Annotated in this window: 13 protein-coding genes and 1 pseudogene; 7 read left to right on the top strand and 7 right to left on the bottom strand. The window is 38.4% G+C overall.

Features of this window, described 5'->3' with window-relative positions:
- Window positions 1-29 precede the first annotated feature (29 nt).
- A complete protein-coding gene (locus L3Q70_RS03115) occupies window positions 30-725 on the top strand; it encodes a transporter substrate-binding domain-containing protein (protein ID WP_237114829.1) in 696 nt (231 codons plus the stop codon).
- On the opposite strand, the gene L3Q70_RS03110 is transcribed toward L3Q70_RS03115, so the two are convergent.
- The 4 genes from L3Q70_RS03110 to zntR all read right to left on the bottom strand — a co-directional run bounded on the left by L3Q70_RS03110 (window position 722) and on the right by zntR (window position 3,898).
- Window positions 722-970: a DUF1289 domain-containing protein gene (locus L3Q70_RS03110; protein ID WP_062570219.1), complete on the bottom strand. Its 249-nt coding sequence runs from the start codon at window positions 968-970 to the stop codon at window positions 722-724. The two genes, L3Q70_RS03115 and L3Q70_RS03110, sit on opposite strands and share 4 nt — an antisense overlap.
- Before the next feature lie 99 nt (window positions 971-1,069).
- Window positions 1,070-2,197, bottom strand: a complete 1,128-nt coding sequence (locus tag L3Q70_RS03105; RefSeq protein WP_062570101.1) for a 1-acyl-sn-glycerol-3-phosphate acyltransferase — start codon at window positions 2,195-2,197, stop codon at window positions 1,070-1,072.
- Window positions 2,198-2,349: 152 nt separating this feature from the next.
- On the bottom strand, window positions 2,350-3,501 hold the full coding sequence (locus L3Q70_RS03100; RefSeq protein ID WP_237114828.1) for an SO_0444 family Cu/Zn efflux transporter: 1,152 nt from the start codon (window positions 3,499-3,501) through the stop codon (window positions 2,350-2,352).
- The gene (zntR, locus tag L3Q70_RS03095) at window positions 3,485-3,898 is read right to left on the bottom strand and encodes a Zn(2+)-responsive transcriptional regulator (protein ID WP_083515344.1); all 414 of its coding nucleotides are present in this window, start codon (window positions 3,896-3,898) and stop codon (window positions 3,485-3,487) included. The genes L3Q70_RS03100 and zntR overlap by 17 nt, the downstream gene beginning before the upstream one ends.
- Window positions 3,899-3,983: 85 nt before the next feature.
- On the opposite strand from zntR, the gene L3Q70_RS03090 reads away from it, so the two are divergent.
- Both L3Q70_RS03090 and L3Q70_RS03085 read left to right on the top strand, forming a co-directional pair.
- Window positions 3,984-4,928 carry a D-2-hydroxyacid dehydrogenase gene (locus tag L3Q70_RS03090; RefSeq protein ID WP_193988340.1) on the top strand — a complete coding sequence of 315 codons (945 nt, stop codon included), beginning with the start codon at window positions 3,984-3,986 and terminating at the stop codon, window positions 4,926-4,928.
- Window positions 4,929-5,085: 157 nt separating this feature from the next.
- Window positions 5,086-5,469: a DUF3192 domain-containing protein gene (locus L3Q70_RS03085; protein WP_062570098.1), complete on the top strand. Its 384-nt coding sequence runs from the start codon at window positions 5,086-5,088 to the stop codon at window positions 5,467-5,469.
- Between the two features lie 28 nt (window positions 5,470-5,497).
- On the opposite strand, the gene L3Q70_RS03080 is transcribed toward L3Q70_RS03085, so the two are convergent.
- The 3 genes and pseudogenes from L3Q70_RS03080 to L3Q70_RS03070 all read right to left on the bottom strand — a co-directional run.
- Entirely contained in the window at window positions 5,498-6,421 is a 924-nt protein-coding gene (locus L3Q70_RS03080; RefSeq protein ID WP_062570097.1) for a diguanylate cyclase, read from the bottom strand.
- On the bottom strand, window positions 6,390-9,842 hold the full coding sequence (locus tag L3Q70_RS03075) for a response regulator (RefSeq protein WP_062570217.1): 3,453 nt from the start codon (window positions 9,840-9,842) through the stop codon (window positions 6,390-6,392). Before L3Q70_RS03075 ends, L3Q70_RS03080 begins: the two co-directional genes overlap by 32 nt.
- Window positions 9,843-9,904: 62 nt before the next feature.
- Window positions 9,905-10,162 (bottom strand): annotated as a pseudogene (locus L3Q70_RS03070) (PhoH family protein); the annotation flags it as partial.
- An 85-nt stretch (window positions 10,163-10,247) separates the two neighbouring features.
- Between L3Q70_RS03070 and L3Q70_RS03065 the strand changes: the two are divergent.
- From L3Q70_RS03065 to L3Q70_RS03050, 4 genes are read left to right on the top strand one after another with little or no spacing between them, the layout of a single operon-like run.
- Entirely contained in the window at window positions 10,248-11,738 is a 1,491-nt protein-coding gene (locus tag L3Q70_RS03065) for a site-specific integrase (RefSeq protein ID WP_016708217.1), read from the top strand.
- Window positions 11,722-14,493, top strand: coding sequence for a hypothetical protein (locus L3Q70_RS03060; RefSeq protein WP_074988938.1), 2,772 nt, complete (start codon window positions 11,722-11,724; stop codon window positions 14,491-14,493). The genes L3Q70_RS03065 and L3Q70_RS03060 overlap by 17 nt, the downstream gene beginning before the upstream one ends.
- Window positions 14,490-16,574 carry a hypothetical protein gene (locus tag L3Q70_RS03055; protein WP_016708219.1) on the top strand — a complete coding sequence of 695 codons (2,085 nt, stop codon included), beginning with the start codon at window positions 14,490-14,492 and terminating at the stop codon, window positions 16,572-16,574. The genes L3Q70_RS03060 and L3Q70_RS03055 overlap by 4 nt, the downstream gene beginning before the upstream one ends.
- Window positions 16,571-17,035 (top strand): hypothetical protein, encoded by a 465-nt coding sequence (locus L3Q70_RS03050; RefSeq protein WP_016708220.1) that lies wholly within the window; start codon window positions 16,571-16,573, stop codon window positions 17,033-17,035. The genes L3Q70_RS03055 and L3Q70_RS03050 overlap by 4 nt, the downstream gene beginning before the upstream one ends.
- The last annotated feature ends 104 nt before the right edge of the window (window positions 17,036-17,139 follow it).

Below are 17,139 nucleotides of genomic sequence, written 5' to 3'. Positions count from 1 at the left end.
GACGAATTTACGCCCGCTAGGAAAGCACAATGCCAAAGTTTATCATTTATTTTTTCGCATTTGTTTTGCTTTGCTTTGCTTTTTCGACTCACGCTAGTTTATTAATATTCAACCGCCCTGCTGATACACCGCAAGCACGTTATGTCATAGATTTACTTCGTATGGCTTATAAAGAGATTGGTTACGAATTACATATCATTGATTTTAATCATCAAAGTTCTTTAGCTGCTGCAAACGAAGGGGTTCTTGATGGGCAATTAGGCCGCATCGCTGACGTAACACAAGATTACCCTAACCTATTAAAGGTTGATTTCCCGCTATTTAATTTTAATTTGCTATTACTAAAAAACTGTCAGACGTGTCTTTATAGCGACTTAAAATCATTAGCAATCCAGTCTAGCTACCCTGCAGCACAAAGTTTTTTAGATAAACAGCCATTTCATGGCGATGTTATCACTGTTAGAAATATCACTGCTCAGCTAAATTTAATGACACAAAAACGTGTTGAAGGGGCCCTCTTACTCGACTTTTTACTGTCAACAAAACACCCTAACTTTGATCAGAGCCAATTTCACAAAGAAGTACTAATGTCTATGCAGAGCTTTCACTTTGTGCATAAGCGTCACGCGACATTAATCCCTAAGCTGACAGCTGCATTAAAAAAGTTAGATGAACAAGGAACAGTGCGATTTTTAAAAAACAAATATAACCTTACCGACTTCTAAAAATCGAAACCACCTTGCTCAGGGCTAGATTGTATGTGTGCAGCCGCATTGAGCTTTTTCTGAAGGAAGCGTTTATAACGCTGCTGACATAAAATAATCACTTTTCTTTTTTCCGCATTACTGAATTTATTCCAATGAAAGCGCTCATCACGGCTGCGATAACACCCTTTACAGTAACCACGGTTATTAACCTGACAAATTCCTTTGCAAGGGCTTGGGATTTCAAATATTTCAATTTGTTGCATCACAATTTGCCAGTAAATTAAAGGTACTGAAAGTATAGCCTGAAATTTAGTCATAAAAAAAGCCACTTAAAAAGTAGCTTTTAAAATGCGTTACTCTGATTAAGATTCGCTCGTTGCAAGCTCTGCCTTGCGATGAAATGGTTTTGCATACATAGCTAAGACCAAAGGCTTTAATTCTTCAGGAACTTGGCTTAAACGCGCATCAAATGCTTCAGCGTCTTTTTTATCTATTACTGCTTGTTTACAGCCACCAGCAATATAATTACCAGGATGTAAGAAAAACGAATCAACAATTTGCTGATCAATCGTTTTTGCCAACTCCTCTGGTGATTCACAACCTGACTCGATTGGCTGACCAAACGCTAAGTGAACATGCCCTTTGGCTGTACTGAAACCTTCAACAATGCTGGCTATATCTTCACCTTGCTGCTTCACATACTGGCCATGTTGTTGCTTATGATACAACTCTTTTGCTTTTGCAATTGCACATGGTTCATACTGATAGGAAATAGAAACAGGTACTATTTTTAGCTCACGCACATAATCTGCAAATTCTTTTTTCTGTTTACGACCTTGTAATTGCAACATTTTAAGTAGTGCAGGATCAGTTTGGTCAAAACCATCCTTCGCACGACCTTCTTTTTGCGCTATCCAAATAGAGTGGCCTTCAGCCAGTGAATCATAAATATAAGCAGAAAGTTGCGAGAGCGCTTTTAACATCTCTTTTGGTGCTTTCGCGGAGCGCTTAACAATAAAACTCTTATTCAAGCGCATTAACTCAGTAATATATGGAATTTGCAGCAGGTTATCACCAATTGCGATGCGAACAGTCGGCATATTGTGTTTAAACAAGCCCCAGTTAACCAGAGCAGGGTCAAGAACAATGTCACGGTGATTAGAGATAAATAAATAAGCTTGCTTCGGATCAAGTTTATCGATACCTGAAAACGTGACTTCCGACGTAGTACGAGTAATTAGCTTATTCAGATAATCAGCAACTTCATGCTGAACTTGTTCAACTGAGTTGGTTTTACCCCACTTTTTTCTTAACTGCTGACGTACTAATGGGCGTGTTATAAACGGAAAATAAGATAAAAAGCGTGGTAGATTATACTTAGCGATAACATCCACAAAGGCATTATCAGCAATTAAACGCGCCACTGAATCTGCAACTTCATCATCATTGTAAGGTCTTATATCTGCGTATTTATCCACACATTCACTCATAAAAACTACTTAAGTTAAAAAACGGCACGCTTAGCGTACCGTTTAAAGAATTGGCGGATTATAACTCAGGCAATTTTAAATGCGAACCGAGACGCGATAGTTAACCTATATCTTCTCTTAATAGTTATAAAAATATATTTTATAACAATCAATTAGCTAATGCTCTTACCAGTCTGTGTTGACTTCTTTAAGAGTATTTTTAACGCTAACCTCAACATTAAAGCGACCAATAATACGCCACACACTAAGCTCAACCAGTGCGGTAATACTTGATGTTCATCCCCCATCATGGGTGCCACCACAAAACCAAACTCAGAAACTAGGTAATCCGTTAAAAAACCGAATAGTAATGCAACGCCTATGACACCGATTAAATAAGCAACTACAGCGCGTTTACCCAACTCTTTACCCACCACACCCAATGTTGCAACATTTGTGGCAGGGCCTGCCAACATAAATACCAACACGGCGCCTGGTGATACACCACTGAGCAATAAACCGGCTGCAATCGGGGTTGATGCCGTCGCACAAATATACATAGGAATGCTAATTAAGATCACCACCAGCATTGCAAAAATACCACTTCCCCACTGACTCAAGTACGACTCAGGCACATAGGTTTGGACCAGTGCGGCAAAAAATAGACCGATAACCAACCATACCATGGTATCTTCAAGCAACTTATTACAGCTAAAACTTATTGCGCGTTTAAGCTTTGCAACCCCTCCTTCAATTTTAACGACTTCCTTTTTGCTTGCGCAGCAGCTTGCTTTCTCAACAGTGGGAGCTTGCTTTGTACTACAACAACTTGATGTAGGCTCTTTAGCGGTTGCTTGCTTAGTGCTACAACAACTACTTGTTACTGTTTCAAGGTTATGCGAGGTTTTAGTACGCTCATTATTAAACTCACTCTCTTTACCAACTAACACACCAGCAGCAATCGCACTACATACGGCTGCAATCGGCCTGATCACAGCCATAAAAGGGCCTAATAAAACATAAGAAACAGAAACAGAGTCAACGCCCGTTTCAGGGGTCGATACTAAAAAAGCCGTCGTCGCACTTTTTGAAGCGCCAGCCCGCCTAAGTCCTATAGCGGCAGGGATCACACCACATGAGCACAATGGCATTGGGGCACCAATAAGAGCAGCTTTAATTGTGGTCCAAAGTCCCTCTTTACCAAGATGACGATGCAAAAAGTCCGTAGGCAAGTAAACATTTAATAGTCCTGCTATTAATAACCCCAACATCAACCAAGGGGCAGACAGTAAAAATAACTGCCAAAAATTAGTGAGTAAGTCCATCTATATCCTCCAATGTCGTTAATATAGAGCAATTTTCAGCAGGCTCTTCGCCGCCGCAACACTTCTTTGCTAATAGCGATAATGAATCATAAAACCGTGTTAATTCCTCAATACGTTGAGCGACTAAATCACGTTTTTGTAGAGTCATTTCTTTAACTTCATGGCACGAATGCTGATCTTTATGAATTTTTATTTGCAGCAACTCTTTAATTTCAGACAAGCTAAACCCCACGTTTTTAGCGCGTAAGATAAACGACATCTGTTTAATGTCTGTATCGGTATAAATACGGTACCCTGACTGTGAGCGCGAACTAGGCGTTAACAAACCATGTTTTTCGTAGTACCTTAATGTATCTGTTGAAACTCCCAACTTGCGGGCAAATTCACCTATTTTCATCACCGTCTCCATTTAAAAGCTTATACGTACTATAAACCTTGGAGTACACCCTAAGGTCAAGCATTAAATTAAAAAAGGAAAGCACATGAATATTACCATCCTTGATACCGCCACATTAGCAGATACCTCATTAGATTCATTAGCAAACTTGGGAACACTCTCTTGCTATGATTTAACAGACCCACAAGATGTTGTTTCTCGTTGTCAGGATGCCGATATTATCATTACTAATAAAGTCGTTATTGATCAAAAAGCGATGTCGCAGCTTAGCAACCTAAAACTAATTTGTGTTGCAGCAACAGGCACCAACAACATTGATTTAGATGCAGCCAAAACGCACAATATTGCCGTCACCAATGTGGCAGGCTACTCCACCCCTTCTGTGGTACAGCATACATTCGCACTCATCACTAACTTACTGGGTAATACCCACCGTTATATTCAAGATTGCCAATCTGGAAAATGGCAACAAAGCCCGATGTTCTGTCGTTTAGATTACCGTTTTAATGATATGTCAGGCAAAACACTTGCGATTATTGGTTATGGTTCACTTGGTAAAGCGGTTGCTGATGTAGGCCGTGCTTTTGGTGTTAATGTAATAATAAGTGAACGTAAAGGGCATGCTCCTCGCGAAGGACGTGTTAGCTTTGAAGAGGCGATTAAAACAGCGGATATTATCAGTATTCATTGCCCACTGACTGATGAAACTCGCAACCAAATAGCGGCTAAAGAGCTTAATATGATGAAATCAACAGCAATCCTAATAAATACAGCACGAGGGGGAATTATCAATGAAGCTGACTTAGCCAATGCCCTTGCTAATAATGTGATTGCGGGTGCCGGTGTGGATGTGTTGAGCAAAGAGCCAGCAGAAGAAAATAATCCACTTGCCATATATCAAGGTGATAACTTATTACTAACACCTCATATCGCTTGGGCGAGTCAAGAATCAATTGCTCGACTTGTGGCTGAAATAGCACTTAACATCAACGCCTTCAGCCAAGGTGAGGCACGAAATAGACTGGTCTAAAAAACAATTTTTTAGCCAAATAAGCTAAGTAATGAGTTCCACATTACTTAGCTAGCTCGCAACAACAAGCTAAAACTTTGATTATAAAAGAAATAAAATGTTGGCAAATGGATTGCTATATATGAAAAAACGAAACGATAAAACAAGGGATATAACAATGAAAAAAGCACTTCTTATTGCCGCGCTAACTGCACCTTTTTTAACCGGTTGTGTCATTGCCGTGTCAGACGGTGAAGCCGAAACTCACTGGGCAGGCGACTCGTCAACAAGCTGGCAAAAACACCACAAAAATAATCGTGAAGTCATTGCAAACTTAGCACTTGATACGCCTTACCAAACGGTACTCAATAAACTAAGCACACCTAACTTTACAGAGTTACTAAAACAGGATGACGGCGTATACCAAGTACTCTTTTATGCCACTCATAGCATCCACTCAGACAGCAAAACGACCAAAGATGAGTGCACCCCTTTGGTCTTTAAAAACGATAAATTAATTGGTGTGGGCGACACTATTTATAAATCACTCAGTAATGGCTAATTACTTTATGCAGGGGTAGACAAATAACCTACTCCTGCAATGTCGCAGATACTAATCGCGATACCACTTGGTCGCGCCCTGCCTCTTTAGCTTGGTATAATCCTAAATCGGCTTCTTCCAGTAATGTTTGCTCAGCATAAACTTGCCCTGACTCTGTGGTGGCAATACCAATACTAATTGTTACATACTCTGAATTTAAAGAGGCCTTATGCGGAATATTTAACTTATTAACTGCATTGCGTAACTTATTAGCGAAAGCAACCGCCTCTTTAGCAGGAGTGCTGGGCAACACAGCTGCGAATTCTTCCCCGCCGTAACGGGCAACAAAATCACTCCCTCGCTCGCATGAGCCAACAAGTGCATGTGCTATTTTTTTAAGGCAATCATCACCCGCACGATGACCGTAACAGTCGTTGTAACGCTTGAAATGATCAACATCCATCAATAAAACCGACAAAGGGGTATGATCTCGTCTTGAGCGCCGCCATTCCCTAGATAAGTTTTCATCAAGATAACGTCTATTAGGAATTTCAGTTAAGCCATCAATCGATGCCAACATTTCGAGTAGATCATTTTTTTGTTTGATCATTAACTGATTGCGAACACGGGCACGAACAATCGCAGCGCTAAAGGGCTTAGTTATATAATCCATTGCCCCTAATTCAAGGCCCTTGGCCTCATCATCATGGCTGGTATTTGCGGATATAAAAATAACAGGCAACATATTTGTTGTTGTATTTTCTTTTATTTGTGCCAGCACTTCATAGCCATCGATACCCGGCATAACAATATCTAAGATTAATAAATCAACGGGTTGTGTTTTTAAAAATGTAAGTGCTTTTTCACCACTTTCAACACAAAAAACATCGTAATCTTGTCGCAATGTTTTTTCTAAGACCAAGCGATTTAACGGATCGTCATCAACAATCAGTACCTTGGCTTTTTTCAACATTTGTAGATCCTTGTTCGATGATAAATGCAATAACTTGCTTTATGTGTTGCTGCAGCTCATCGTTTAATAGCTCAGGAAGCTTGCCTTGCGTTTTAAGTTCAGCCTCACACTGTTTAGCACATGCTGACAATCGCTTAAAACCTAAATTACCAGCAGACCCTTTGACATTATGCACAACTCTAACCAGTTCTTCAGTAGTACTTAAGGTAGAAATTTCTAATAATTGCTGTGCGGCCATAGTGGCAAACTTTGACAACATAGTTAATACCAAATCACTATCATTTGCAAACTGAGTTAAAACAAAAGAATGATCAAAAAATGGTTCAATTGGTTTATCAAGTTCACTCATTGCTAAAAAGAGCTTATTTGCAACAATTGGCTTTGTTAAATGCTTATTCATACCTGCAGCGACAGATTGTTCAATATCAGCAGCTTCGCTATGAGCGGTTAAAGCATAAATAGGCATCTGCTCTTTTGTGAATGATTGCCTAATAATTCGTGTCGCCTGACAGCCATCCATCTCTGGCATTTGAATATCCATAAAAATCAGATCTGGGGTTAAGCTTGCTGATAACTCAATTGCTTTTGCACCACTATCAGCACAAATAACAGTAATGTTAGCCTGCTTCAGAATACTTTTAATAATACTTAAATTAAGTGGATTATCATCCACTGCAAGCACTAATAGACCTGATAAATCTGTACTTGATGGGAGTAACGGGCTGTTTTTTTTGGCGGTCTGTGTGGTTTTATCAAGCTGTAAACAAAAGCTAAATTCACTGCCTTTCCCCTTTTCACTTGTGAGTTTAACTTCCCCCCCCATCAATGCGACTTCATATTTAACAATTGCTAGACCAAGTCCTACACCTTGATGAGAACGAGTAAGCGACTCGTCTCCTTGCGTAAAAGCATCAAATAATCGACTTTGATCAGCGTCGCTAATACCAATCCCCGTATCCTTAACTACAAAGCAAATAAGTTGCTGCTCATCGGACTGTTCAACTAAAGTAAGACTCAGTTTTACACTGCCATGTTCTGTAAATTTAGCCGCATTGGTTAATAAGTTTGCGAGCACTTGCTGTAAACAAATTTGATCACCCAATAAATTTGCATTAATGGTGTCATCAAATTCGACGCTAAACTCTAAACCTTTTTTACTGCAAAGAGGCGTTGCAATCCCTTCACAGTAATCAATTAAGTCAGCCACGCTAAATGGTGCCTTGTTTAATTGCACTTGCGCACTTTCAACACGAGCAAAATCAAGCATACGATTAAGTAGTGACAACAAACTATTTGCTGCCGACTTAGCTTGCGATGCGTAGCCTCGCTGCTCTGGCGATAAACCTTGTAAAGCGATTACATCTATTAAACCTAACACTGCATTAAGGGGCGTACGTATTTCATGACTTAAATTCGCAATAAAACGACTTTTAGCTAATGTCGCTCTCTCCGCATCATTCTTTGCCTGAATTAAATCTGTGACATCTTGCACGTGCAAAACATAATAATCAGGGGTTTGTTCGTTATCCCATACCAAGGAGACACTTATTTGCAACCAACGCTTTTGCTCTTGTTGAGGTAAGCTAAAGTGATAAACATTTTTCTTCTCACTATGCAGCTGCTTAAGTGTTTGCGTTAATTTTTCTAGTGATTGCGCAACGAATAAATCAGCCAACATATACTGACTGGGTATATTGTGGCTTTTTTGCATTGAAAATATCTGGCGGGCAGCTTTGTTAGCTTGTAACACTTGGTAATCTAGAGATAATAAAATAACCCCGTTCGCTGCATACTCCATGGCACTTTTGAGCTTTGCTTCTGAGCTTTGCAACGCATTAAGCGCTTCGTGTTGCTCTGTTATATCTCTACCTATGGTCATCGTACCTAACAGTTGTTGATGCTCATTATAAAATGGCGCAATACTGAGGTTGTATGTTTTATTATTTGTAACTAAGCGTTTTTGATAGACTTGACGCTCAGTTAACACGTTCTCTTCTAATAAACTCAGCTCAATATTGTCTTGATTTGTGTTAGTAAACTTTTCACCAACGAGTTCTTCTTGTGGCATGCCTACGTAACTTTCGTAAGCTTTATTGCAACCTAAAAAAACACCGTAAGTATTTTTAAAATAAATGAGATCAGGCACATTGTTAAGCATGGTGTTTAACAAGGCTAAATGACGTTCTTTGGCATCAATACTACGTCGTAATTGCTCTGATTTTACTTGAACTTGTGAATCAAGTGCCTTGTTGGCTTCTTGTAAAGATGTAACTAGCTCTTCATTACGCTTAAAGACCTGTTTAACTCTACTAAACCACGGTTGCCAATCGGTCGGTATACGGTAATGTAAAAGCGGGCTGCTATTCTCATTATGCTGATCTAAATAGCAGATCAAGTGTGTCATGGGCTTAACAAATATACGTTGGCTCAACCAAAATACCCCACTGAACATCATTATTAAAAAGACGCACAAAAATATAAACTCTATAAGAATATCATAACTAATTGGCTCACTAAGCGCCTGTTTAGATTCATAAAACTGGGTATGAATGGGCAAATTATCGGAGGTTTGAACCAAGTAGCTATGTGACTTTTTTGCGGGCCGCTTAGTGTCAATAATCATTGGCTCAGGCCAGTAATCACCTGCACCCACTGCACTATTTAAGCGCACGTCAGAGCTGGCTATAACTTGGTTATGTTGATTTATAAAAATATACTCCCCCTGCGGGGGCGCTATTTTCTGCAACCAATTTGAAATGGCTTCTAAATCATAAATTAAAATGATGTAGTCATGGCTTGTGGCTGTACGCTTTTTACCAATTGCAAAATAAGCATGATTATTCACAGTAACGACTTGGCTTGACGAAAGTGTGTTGTCGTTTAATTGCTGTGGTTTGAGTTTATTATCGAGTATTGTCGTTAGTAACGTGCTGTCTGCGGTAGAACGCCGCTTGATGTAGGCAAAACCTTGCTCATTAACATAAGCAACCGCTTGTAAAGATTGGATAAGTGAGAGTGTGGTATTAAAAGAAGGCCCTAATGCAATAACCTGCCGCCACTGTTCAAGTGCATAAGAAGTGGAAGCAAACTTACCCTGTCCAACTATTTCGCCAATTTCATCACCAACTGGCTGATAATAGTAATGCTCAAATTGGTTGACATTTTTAGTCCAGCTTGGGTCAAAATCATATGATAAAGGCTGCTCGTACAATGTAAACATAGTATCAATCAGCCCATCGGCAGCGCTCATTGCATGGCTCAGTTGAGCTGAAATATTATTAAAGCTGCTGTGGCGATTCTCAATTGCACGCTCAAGTTTTAAGTCGTACAAATGCAAGCATAAAAAAAACGCCACTAACAATGGCACAATCAGTGCGACAGTGATAGAGCGGTAATAACGTTTAAGTGGTAAAAAGTTCACTAGCTTCAAAGTACCTTGCCTCGGAACTTTCTAGATTAACGAGGCAAGGATCTGCTGGCAAGTTATAAATTTTCTTCGGCAAAGCTTGCCAAGCGACTACGGACAACGCCGTTTAAGTTGACGGTAGCACTTCCCTCAAAGTCTTTAAAGCGTTCAACAATGTAAGTTAAGCCTGAGGTAACTGGGGTCAGGTAGTTACTATCAATTTGTGCCAAATTACCTGAACATATAAGCTTGGTTCCTTCACCGCAACGGGTAATAATGGTCTTTAGTTGTGAAGCTGTTAAGTTTTGGCTTTCATCTAAAATCACCCCCGAATTGATATAATACTATCATACCCTTAATAAACTTGAACAAAAAAGCTTTTACACACATACTCTAGCTAAGAATCAAAGGTGAACGAAAATGATACTTCGAAATACAACAAAAACTAAAATAATTAAAACATCAGTCAACTTTGGAAAAGGAATGTCTTTTCATCTCGATAAATCAGGGCAACCTATTAAGACTGAAAAAGGCATCAGAACTCACTCATATAGGCACGATAAAATAGAACCTAATTTTCCAGTGCTATATCACCCGACTCGCTTCACCGAATGCCAAGAAATGAACTTATTTTTAATGCACCGCTTTGAAGGTCATTTCAGTCTCAAAAAGAATCAAATAGACAATGAGGCTTTTAGTGACGCTTATCATGCCAGCCAACCGGGAAAGCCATTAGATGTTAAGTCTGTTTGCAGTATAGCTAAGCACTTAAAAGCTTTCTTAGATTGGTTGGATAAAGATGATGCATCCTATTTTGAAGTAATAGCTGCACCACTTTCAAAACAATCTGTAGATGATGATATTTCTAGGTTACCTGTGTGGAGATATCACAAACATTTATGTGAAAGAGTCGAAACCAAAGATAAGTCTAAACGCATAAGCTTTAACAGCGCTCAAGAACGAATTAGAGCTGTTAAAGCATTCTATATATGGAGCCATAAGCGCGGGGCTATAGATAGCCTCCCCTTCTCACTTGAATACAAACAGGTACGTATTAAATCGAAAGCTAAATCAAGTGTAAGTTCATTGTTTCAATTACCTACTAGCAACACACGTTCTGGAGGCTTATGGAAGTGGGTTAGTAATTTGAGCATTCCAAATACATTGAAACAAAAGGAAGACTCACCCGAAAAAGATCTACAACCATATTCTCCAAAAGAACTTAAACAGTTGCTGGAGACGGATACGGCTCAAAAAGAGACTTATAAGCTTTATTTGCAATGTGCTTTGCTAGGTGGACTTCGTTCTTTTGAGATTTCAGCCATCGACCAGAAAGACCTTTTTGATCCTGATGAAAAAGAAAACGAGAAACGTATTCCAAAATTGAACATTGTACGAAAAGGACATAAGCCAGTGAGATTAACAATAGCGCGAGTTCTAATGAAGCTTTTGTACAATCACACTTTGACAATTCAAAATATGAAGCGACGTACCAAACATGAGACTAATCATGGTATGGACAATAGTGAACATCCGCTTCCTTTGTTTATGAATAGTTCAGGATCGCGGATAAGCGAAGATACACCGGGGAATACTATTTCCATAGTTAGAAAAGAACAAAGGAAGCAGGGATTAGAAATACTATTACGCACATTCCATGACTTACGCGCTACCTTTGCTACTTATGTCGCTAAATACCTAATTGACAAAGGTGAATCGGAGAGTTCCATCAGACAGACACTAATGACCTTGATGAGTCACGAAAGTTTTAAAACAACCAAACGTTACATCGACTTTGCCAAAAGTGTAGCAGTGGATGCATACGGAGCAATGTCAGAGTGGGTGAAAGATATCTACGGTGATGTTGACGAATTACTGATGCGTGAGGCTGAAGATGCAGCAGCAAGTTAAAACGCGGAAGTCCAATCGTATTCCTGCTAGATTTAAACCTCATTCAATTGTTCTAGCCAAACAGTTAGACGTTTTATTTAACAGGGCATATGACAAAGAAAACAATATTAGCGCAGATGACGACACTGCTATTTCAATGAGTCGCTTGCGGAATGCTTGTGTCAGTTTACAACATACTCTTCCTCTAGCCCTTAATAAGGTTAGTACAGATACTGCGACATCAATTCAAACTTCGGGATTAAATGCTCTATCAGACTTTGAAATTTGGCAAGAACTGGAATACTTTTGCATTAATGAAATAAATGATGTCAAGCTACCTAGTTATGCTACTCGTATAGAAGAAGCCTTAGAAAACTTAGCTAAGTTTCATTTTTATGATAACGCTATCAACGCTCCTTTTAGGCTAGTAAATGGGGCTACTTCAATCGACATAACTAAATTATTCGAACTTGAATTCCATCAAGTAAAAGAGATTCGTAAATTACTAAATAAATATCTGGACTATCTCGTCCTTCCAGAATTAAGCCTCAAAGATTCTTCTATTAGGGACAATATCCTCAAAACTGCGACAGCTATTATAAATCTTTGTCTACATGATACTTTTAAGAATACTGAACGCGTCAAACTGCCATTATTGGCAACATTACAGGATAGGGAATTCGTTTCATCATTTATATGCAATCACAACTTCCGTACTTTTTTAAAATTTATACTACCCGATGTGTGGGGTAAAGCTAGAGTCAATCAATTTAAAACTGAAGCCGAAGTAATAGGGTATGCACAAAGCATATCATCCAAATTTGGCAATGAAGTTGATGCTTTTTTGAAAAATCAGATAGCAAGCGCTTCGGAAGCTAATACAACAAGAGTTAGATCCTCAACTTTATCATTTCCAAGGTGGTTGAATAGTGCTGGTAGCGTAGCATCACCAATAATTAAGCTGCTTAGTGAGCGTGGAATTCAAGGGTTTGCAGAAAATGGCCTTCAGGGATTTAAATACCTTTATAAGCATTACCAAGAAGAAACTCAAAATAACCAGCAGTTTTTACTGCTACTAAACGCTGCATTGGACCTTTACCACTTTGTTACGGGTGAAAAAATCGCAAAGGAAAGTTTATTACCCTACTCATTGGGCTATTACCTTAAAGAAAGTGACACTACCGAATGGCAGAAGCATGAGTGGGTATATGACAATGCCTATAAATTTTATCAAAACCTAGTCGAATACCATAAAGTTTTTACAAAGCGAATTGATGGCGAGAGCATAGGTATCGTCACTCTCAAAGGTTACATAGGTAGTATGGCTAGAGCATTGAAAGAAAATGCATCATCATTAACAGATGAACAAATGAAGCTTATTGCCAGTCATGGGGTTCATGCTTTTGTTGAAAATAACTGTGAGATACTAAAGGCTATAAGAGAGGCAATTCAACTAAAATCAAAACAAGGCGATTTGTCGGTTTTTGTTGGTAATCAATATCAGAGCGCTATCGACAAATTACTATCGTTTTATGGTCTAGATACTATTAAAAGCTTTCCGGTCAACACCGAATTAACTGCACAACATCAAGAGCAACTATCTCAGAATCAAGATAAACTCTACTCATATAGAGAAGTAGTAGAATTAGCATATTACATAGAAAAAGGGCTTTCTGAGACCTTACTCACAATTAAAGACAAAGTTACACTTTATGCAGCAAAAGTCATATTGAAAACTGGTTGGAATTCAACTCCTACGCTAGAGCTTGATACTGACGACTTATTTTTCTTTAACACGCCATTACATTCAAGTAAAACTCCTGCTCTTCGTTTATTTAAACGCCGAGCTAATTATCAAACTCAATGGCATAAATTTGAAATTAAAGCCGAAGATCTAGAAAAAGAAGGCGTCTTATACGGCGACGTTGTCGAACCAGTAATATTTGATATTAAGGCTGCGACTAGACTTACGTCTATTTACCGCCCTTCTATTGAGAACCTATCAAAAAGAATTTTTGTTTTTCCCAAAGTAAATAGTATTGGAGAAGTAAAGATTCAATTATTAACAGCATCACGTTTCAAGACCTCTATAGATAGGATATTGACTGAGCTTGGGTGTGATATCGTATTTAATTCGCAAAAGATCAGAAAATCAGGGCTTAACTACATTTACCGAAAAGTTGCCAAAGAATTTAAGTGGTATCAAAAAGCTGGCAAGCACTCTTATGAAACGTTCTTGCGTCATTATTTAATGCAAGATAACAAAGATGTTGCAATGACAATCAACAGAGCGACAAAAACAATGGCAGACTATTTTGTTCGCGATGTTACCGACAAAGTAATCATTTTGCAGACTCCACCAGAAGACGGTAAAAAAGTCCCGAATGGCACATGCATTAACTCAAAAGATAAATCCGCAGTAGTGGCATTCGAATCTCAAAACAGGAAATTATTAGACCAGCGAGATACAAACGAGCATGCATGTGCCGACTTTAACGCATGCTTGTGGTGTCCGTTCTATCGCTGTGTTGCTGACGCATTGCATGTTTGGAAACTTTTGTCATACCGGGATTTTGTTGTTGCTGATATGGAAAACTCAGCCGCAACATTTGACTCTGTAACAGAGCAACTGGAAAACATAGAGCAGTTGAAAAATAGAGTTAACGAAATATTAACTGATATTGCCAAGCTTAATGCTCAAGCTGTGATTGATGGAAAAGAATTATTGAGAACAGAGGGTATTCATCCTCATTGGAAAAACACAGGTTTGCTATGACCAAAGAGATAACTAAAACAAAACTACTTGATATCGCTGTTGTAAAAACACATACAGGTCAAATCACTATAAAACCTTTGGTTCAGGTGTTAGAAGATTTTAAAGTTGATGATACTAGCGCTTTTAATTCGATTGCTTTGTGGGAAAACAGAGCATTGAATATTGCTAAACATGGCACTATTCACTTTGGCGATGACACTTGGATAAGCTATGAAGAAACGCAAAGAAATGTGAATTTTAAAGGTGTTGATGAATTAGCATATCAAATTCGAATTTATTCACTAATTAAACTCACACATGGTGATGTTGTAGGCGGTAAACCTCTAAAAATCTCTACACTTCAAAATGATGTAACGTATCTAAATTTAATTGCAGCCTTCTTAAGACAAAGAGGTTATCACTCATTTCATGAGTTGGAGTTCAAATCTGACTTAGTTATTAGGAATCTCATAAAAGACTATTTATATGAAGTCGGGAAAATAGCTATTTACAGACAATCACACTCATTTACTAAACTATTTGACGTGCAACGAAGCTTTCGTCTTTTTGGCCCTAAGGTGTGTAGTGTTTTTATTGATGTGCTTAACCAACTAAACGAGTTACACCATCCGAGACCAGTCACTTATTCGCACCCTGTCATTCCTACTAAAGTAATGAAAAAAATTCTGAAGTTTGCAGAAAAAATAGTTGAAAACTCTAAGGATAAGATAGAACGATGGCTAGAATTAAATGCACGCTTAATAGATAGTTTACATGAAGGCTCCATTGAACCACCGCCCAAAATGAATACAGGTGAGCTAATAGCAAAACATGTAAGAAACTTACCCAATGAAGAGGAATTCATTCAATTATCCGAAGAATTAGAAGATTTAAAATTAGCCACATACATTAATATCTTGGCCTATACAGGTATGAGATATAACGAAGTACTTACATGCAAGGTTGGCTGTGCCAATTACAAAGATGATATTTATTACATTACGGCAATTATGACCAAAACCGACAACAGTAAGGTTGAGATGGAATGGTTTTCAAACGCTGAAGTACATGAGTGTGTTGGTATTTACGAAAAATATGTGATCGGTATGCAAGAAAGGGCAAAAGCTGTACTTTCTTCATGCAGAGCCAATATAACAAGTAGTCAAGCACACAATTTGAAAGAAGGGTTAGAAAGAAACCGTCTTTTCGGGGTTTCACATAGTAGCTGTAGTGTTAGTTTTAGCGATACTGGGCGATTCACAAAATTTGAGGTTAAAAACAGTGAAAACATTGAGCTTTTTGACTTAACTCTAGACGATGATGATATAGCAGAGCTTGAACGCCTTGAATCTAACTACAAAGAAGTTAGAGGAGAGAATAGAGGTGTCCCATACGAAGAAGGCGATACGTTTAGATTAACCGCTCACATGTTTCGACATACGTTGGCCTACTTTGTCATTGCCAATAAATTAGGTGAGCTTGATGATATTAGATATCAATTTAAACATTTAACTAGCCTAATGACGTTTGTTTATACTCGAAGAGCATTTTTGGCCTCAACAACTTTAATTAAAACTACTGAAGAGTTTAATGAGATTTTAATTGACCGTGTTGCAGAAGAGTTAATAGATGAAGCCGAGTCACAATCACTTAAAGGTGGTGCTGGTGAGCAAATTAATAAAACATCTAAAGATCTGATAATAGGTATTACTGATAGTCAAAGTAAAGATTCGACTGTGATTAAGCAGATCCATTTCAGTTCAATTGAAGAACTGAAAAAATTTCTCGTCAAAAATATTAAAAACATACGTGGCTTACCTACGGGGTACTGCACTGCGGGAGAAGCTTGCAAGATAAAAGGAGCAGGAATCCCTAGTGGCTGTGTGTATTGTGGTAGTAAAATCATTACCAAACGCCACAAGGTCAATTGGCAAATAATAAAAAAAGAAGCAACGCAGAAACTAGAGGCATATGCGGCATTAACCAAAGAAGAGCAAGAAGATTACGAGCTATTTGCTATTCACTGGAAAAATAATATAGCAGCAGCTGACTATGTATTAGATGAAGGCAAAGCGCATACAAACCAAGGAGAACAAGCATGAGTAGCGCATACGATGATATAAAACGTGCTTTTGAAGAGATGAAATCTGATGGCAGCAAGATAACCAAAAATGCAGTAGCAACGAGAGCTAAAAGAAATATTGCAAATCTATCTAAAGAAGAAGAAAAATGGGTAAAGTTACGAGAAAATATTGAAAAAGCTCAATTAACTTGGGAAGAAAAAAATAAAGATAATTTAATAAAACAACTCAGAACAAAGGTAGCCGAACTAAAAAGCAAGCTTGCTAAAGAAAAGCAAAAAAACGAGATTGACCCTAAGGAAATCGATAAGGATTTTGAAAAGCTACTGGTGCGATTACAAGAAATGTACGCTGAAATAGATAAGCTCAAACTGATTAATGCTGATTTAAAAAATCAACTTCAGCACTCAGGGCAACATACAGAAATAAGAGTGGATACGTCTACTGGTGAAATTATTGAATTAGTTTCAACGAAACAATAGATTAGATGTAGTAGCTCATATCTCATCTTACAGTTTTGTTGATTAGGTTTAGACTTCACCTGACAGGCAGCAAGAGCGAACAAGAGACGGTCAGAGTGATCTGG

Source organism: Pseudoalteromonas sp. CF6-2 (assembly GCF_021729425.1).
Taxonomy (GTDB): Bacteria; Pseudomonadota; Gammaproteobacteria; order Enterobacterales; family Alteromonadaceae; genus Pseudoalteromonas; species Pseudoalteromonas arabiensis.
The sequence above is the reverse complement of the archived record's forward strand: the minus strand, read 5'-3'. Positions and strand labels throughout refer to the sequence as shown.

What these genes read in the sequence shown, in the direction of transcription:
- L3Q70_RS03115 (WP_237114829.1), top strand. Translation starts at nt 30, where the DNA reads ATGCCAAAGTTTATCATTTATTTTTTCGCATTTGTTTTGCTTTGCTTT.
- L3Q70_RS03110 (WP_062570219.1), bottom strand. Translation starts at nt 970, where the DNA reads ATGCAACAAATTGAAATATTTGAAATCCCAAGCCCTTGCAAAGGAATT.
- L3Q70_RS03105 (WP_062570101.1), bottom strand. Translation starts at nt 2,197, where the DNA reads ATGAGTGAATGTGTGGATAAATACGCAGATATAAGACCTTACAATGAT.
- L3Q70_RS03100 (WP_237114828.1), bottom strand. Translation starts at nt 3,501, where the DNA reads ATGGACTTACTCACTAATTTTTGGCAGTTATTTTTACTGTCTGCCCCT.
- zntR (WP_083515344.1), bottom strand. Translation starts at nt 3,898, where the DNA reads ATGAAAATAGGTGAATTTGCCCGCAAGTTGGGAGTTTCAACAGATACA.
- L3Q70_RS03090 (WP_193988340.1), top strand. Translation starts at nt 3,984, where the DNA reads ATGAATATTACCATCCTTGATACCGCCACATTAGCAGATACCTCATTA.
- L3Q70_RS03085 (WP_062570098.1), top strand. Translation starts at nt 5,086, where the DNA reads ATGAAAAAAGCACTTCTTATTGCCGCGCTAACTGCACCTTTTTTAACC.
- L3Q70_RS03080 (WP_062570097.1), bottom strand. Translation starts at nt 6,421, where the DNA reads ATGTTGAAAAAAGCCAAGGTACTGATTGTTGATGACGATCCGTTAAAT.
- L3Q70_RS03065 (WP_016708217.1), top strand. Translation starts at nt 10,248, where the DNA reads ATGATACTTCGAAATACAACAAAAACTAAAATAATTAAAACATCAGTC.
- L3Q70_RS03060 (WP_074988938.1), top strand. Translation starts at nt 11,722, where the DNA reads ATGCAGCAGCAAGTTAAAACGCGGAAGTCCAATCGTATTCCTGCTAGA.
- L3Q70_RS03055 (WP_016708219.1), top strand. Translation starts at nt 14,490, where the DNA reads ATGACCAAAGAGATAACTAAAACAAAACTACTTGATATCGCTGTTGTA.
- L3Q70_RS03050 (WP_016708220.1), top strand. Translation starts at nt 16,571, where the DNA reads ATGAGTAGCGCATACGATGATATAAAACGTGCTTTTGAAGAGATGAAA.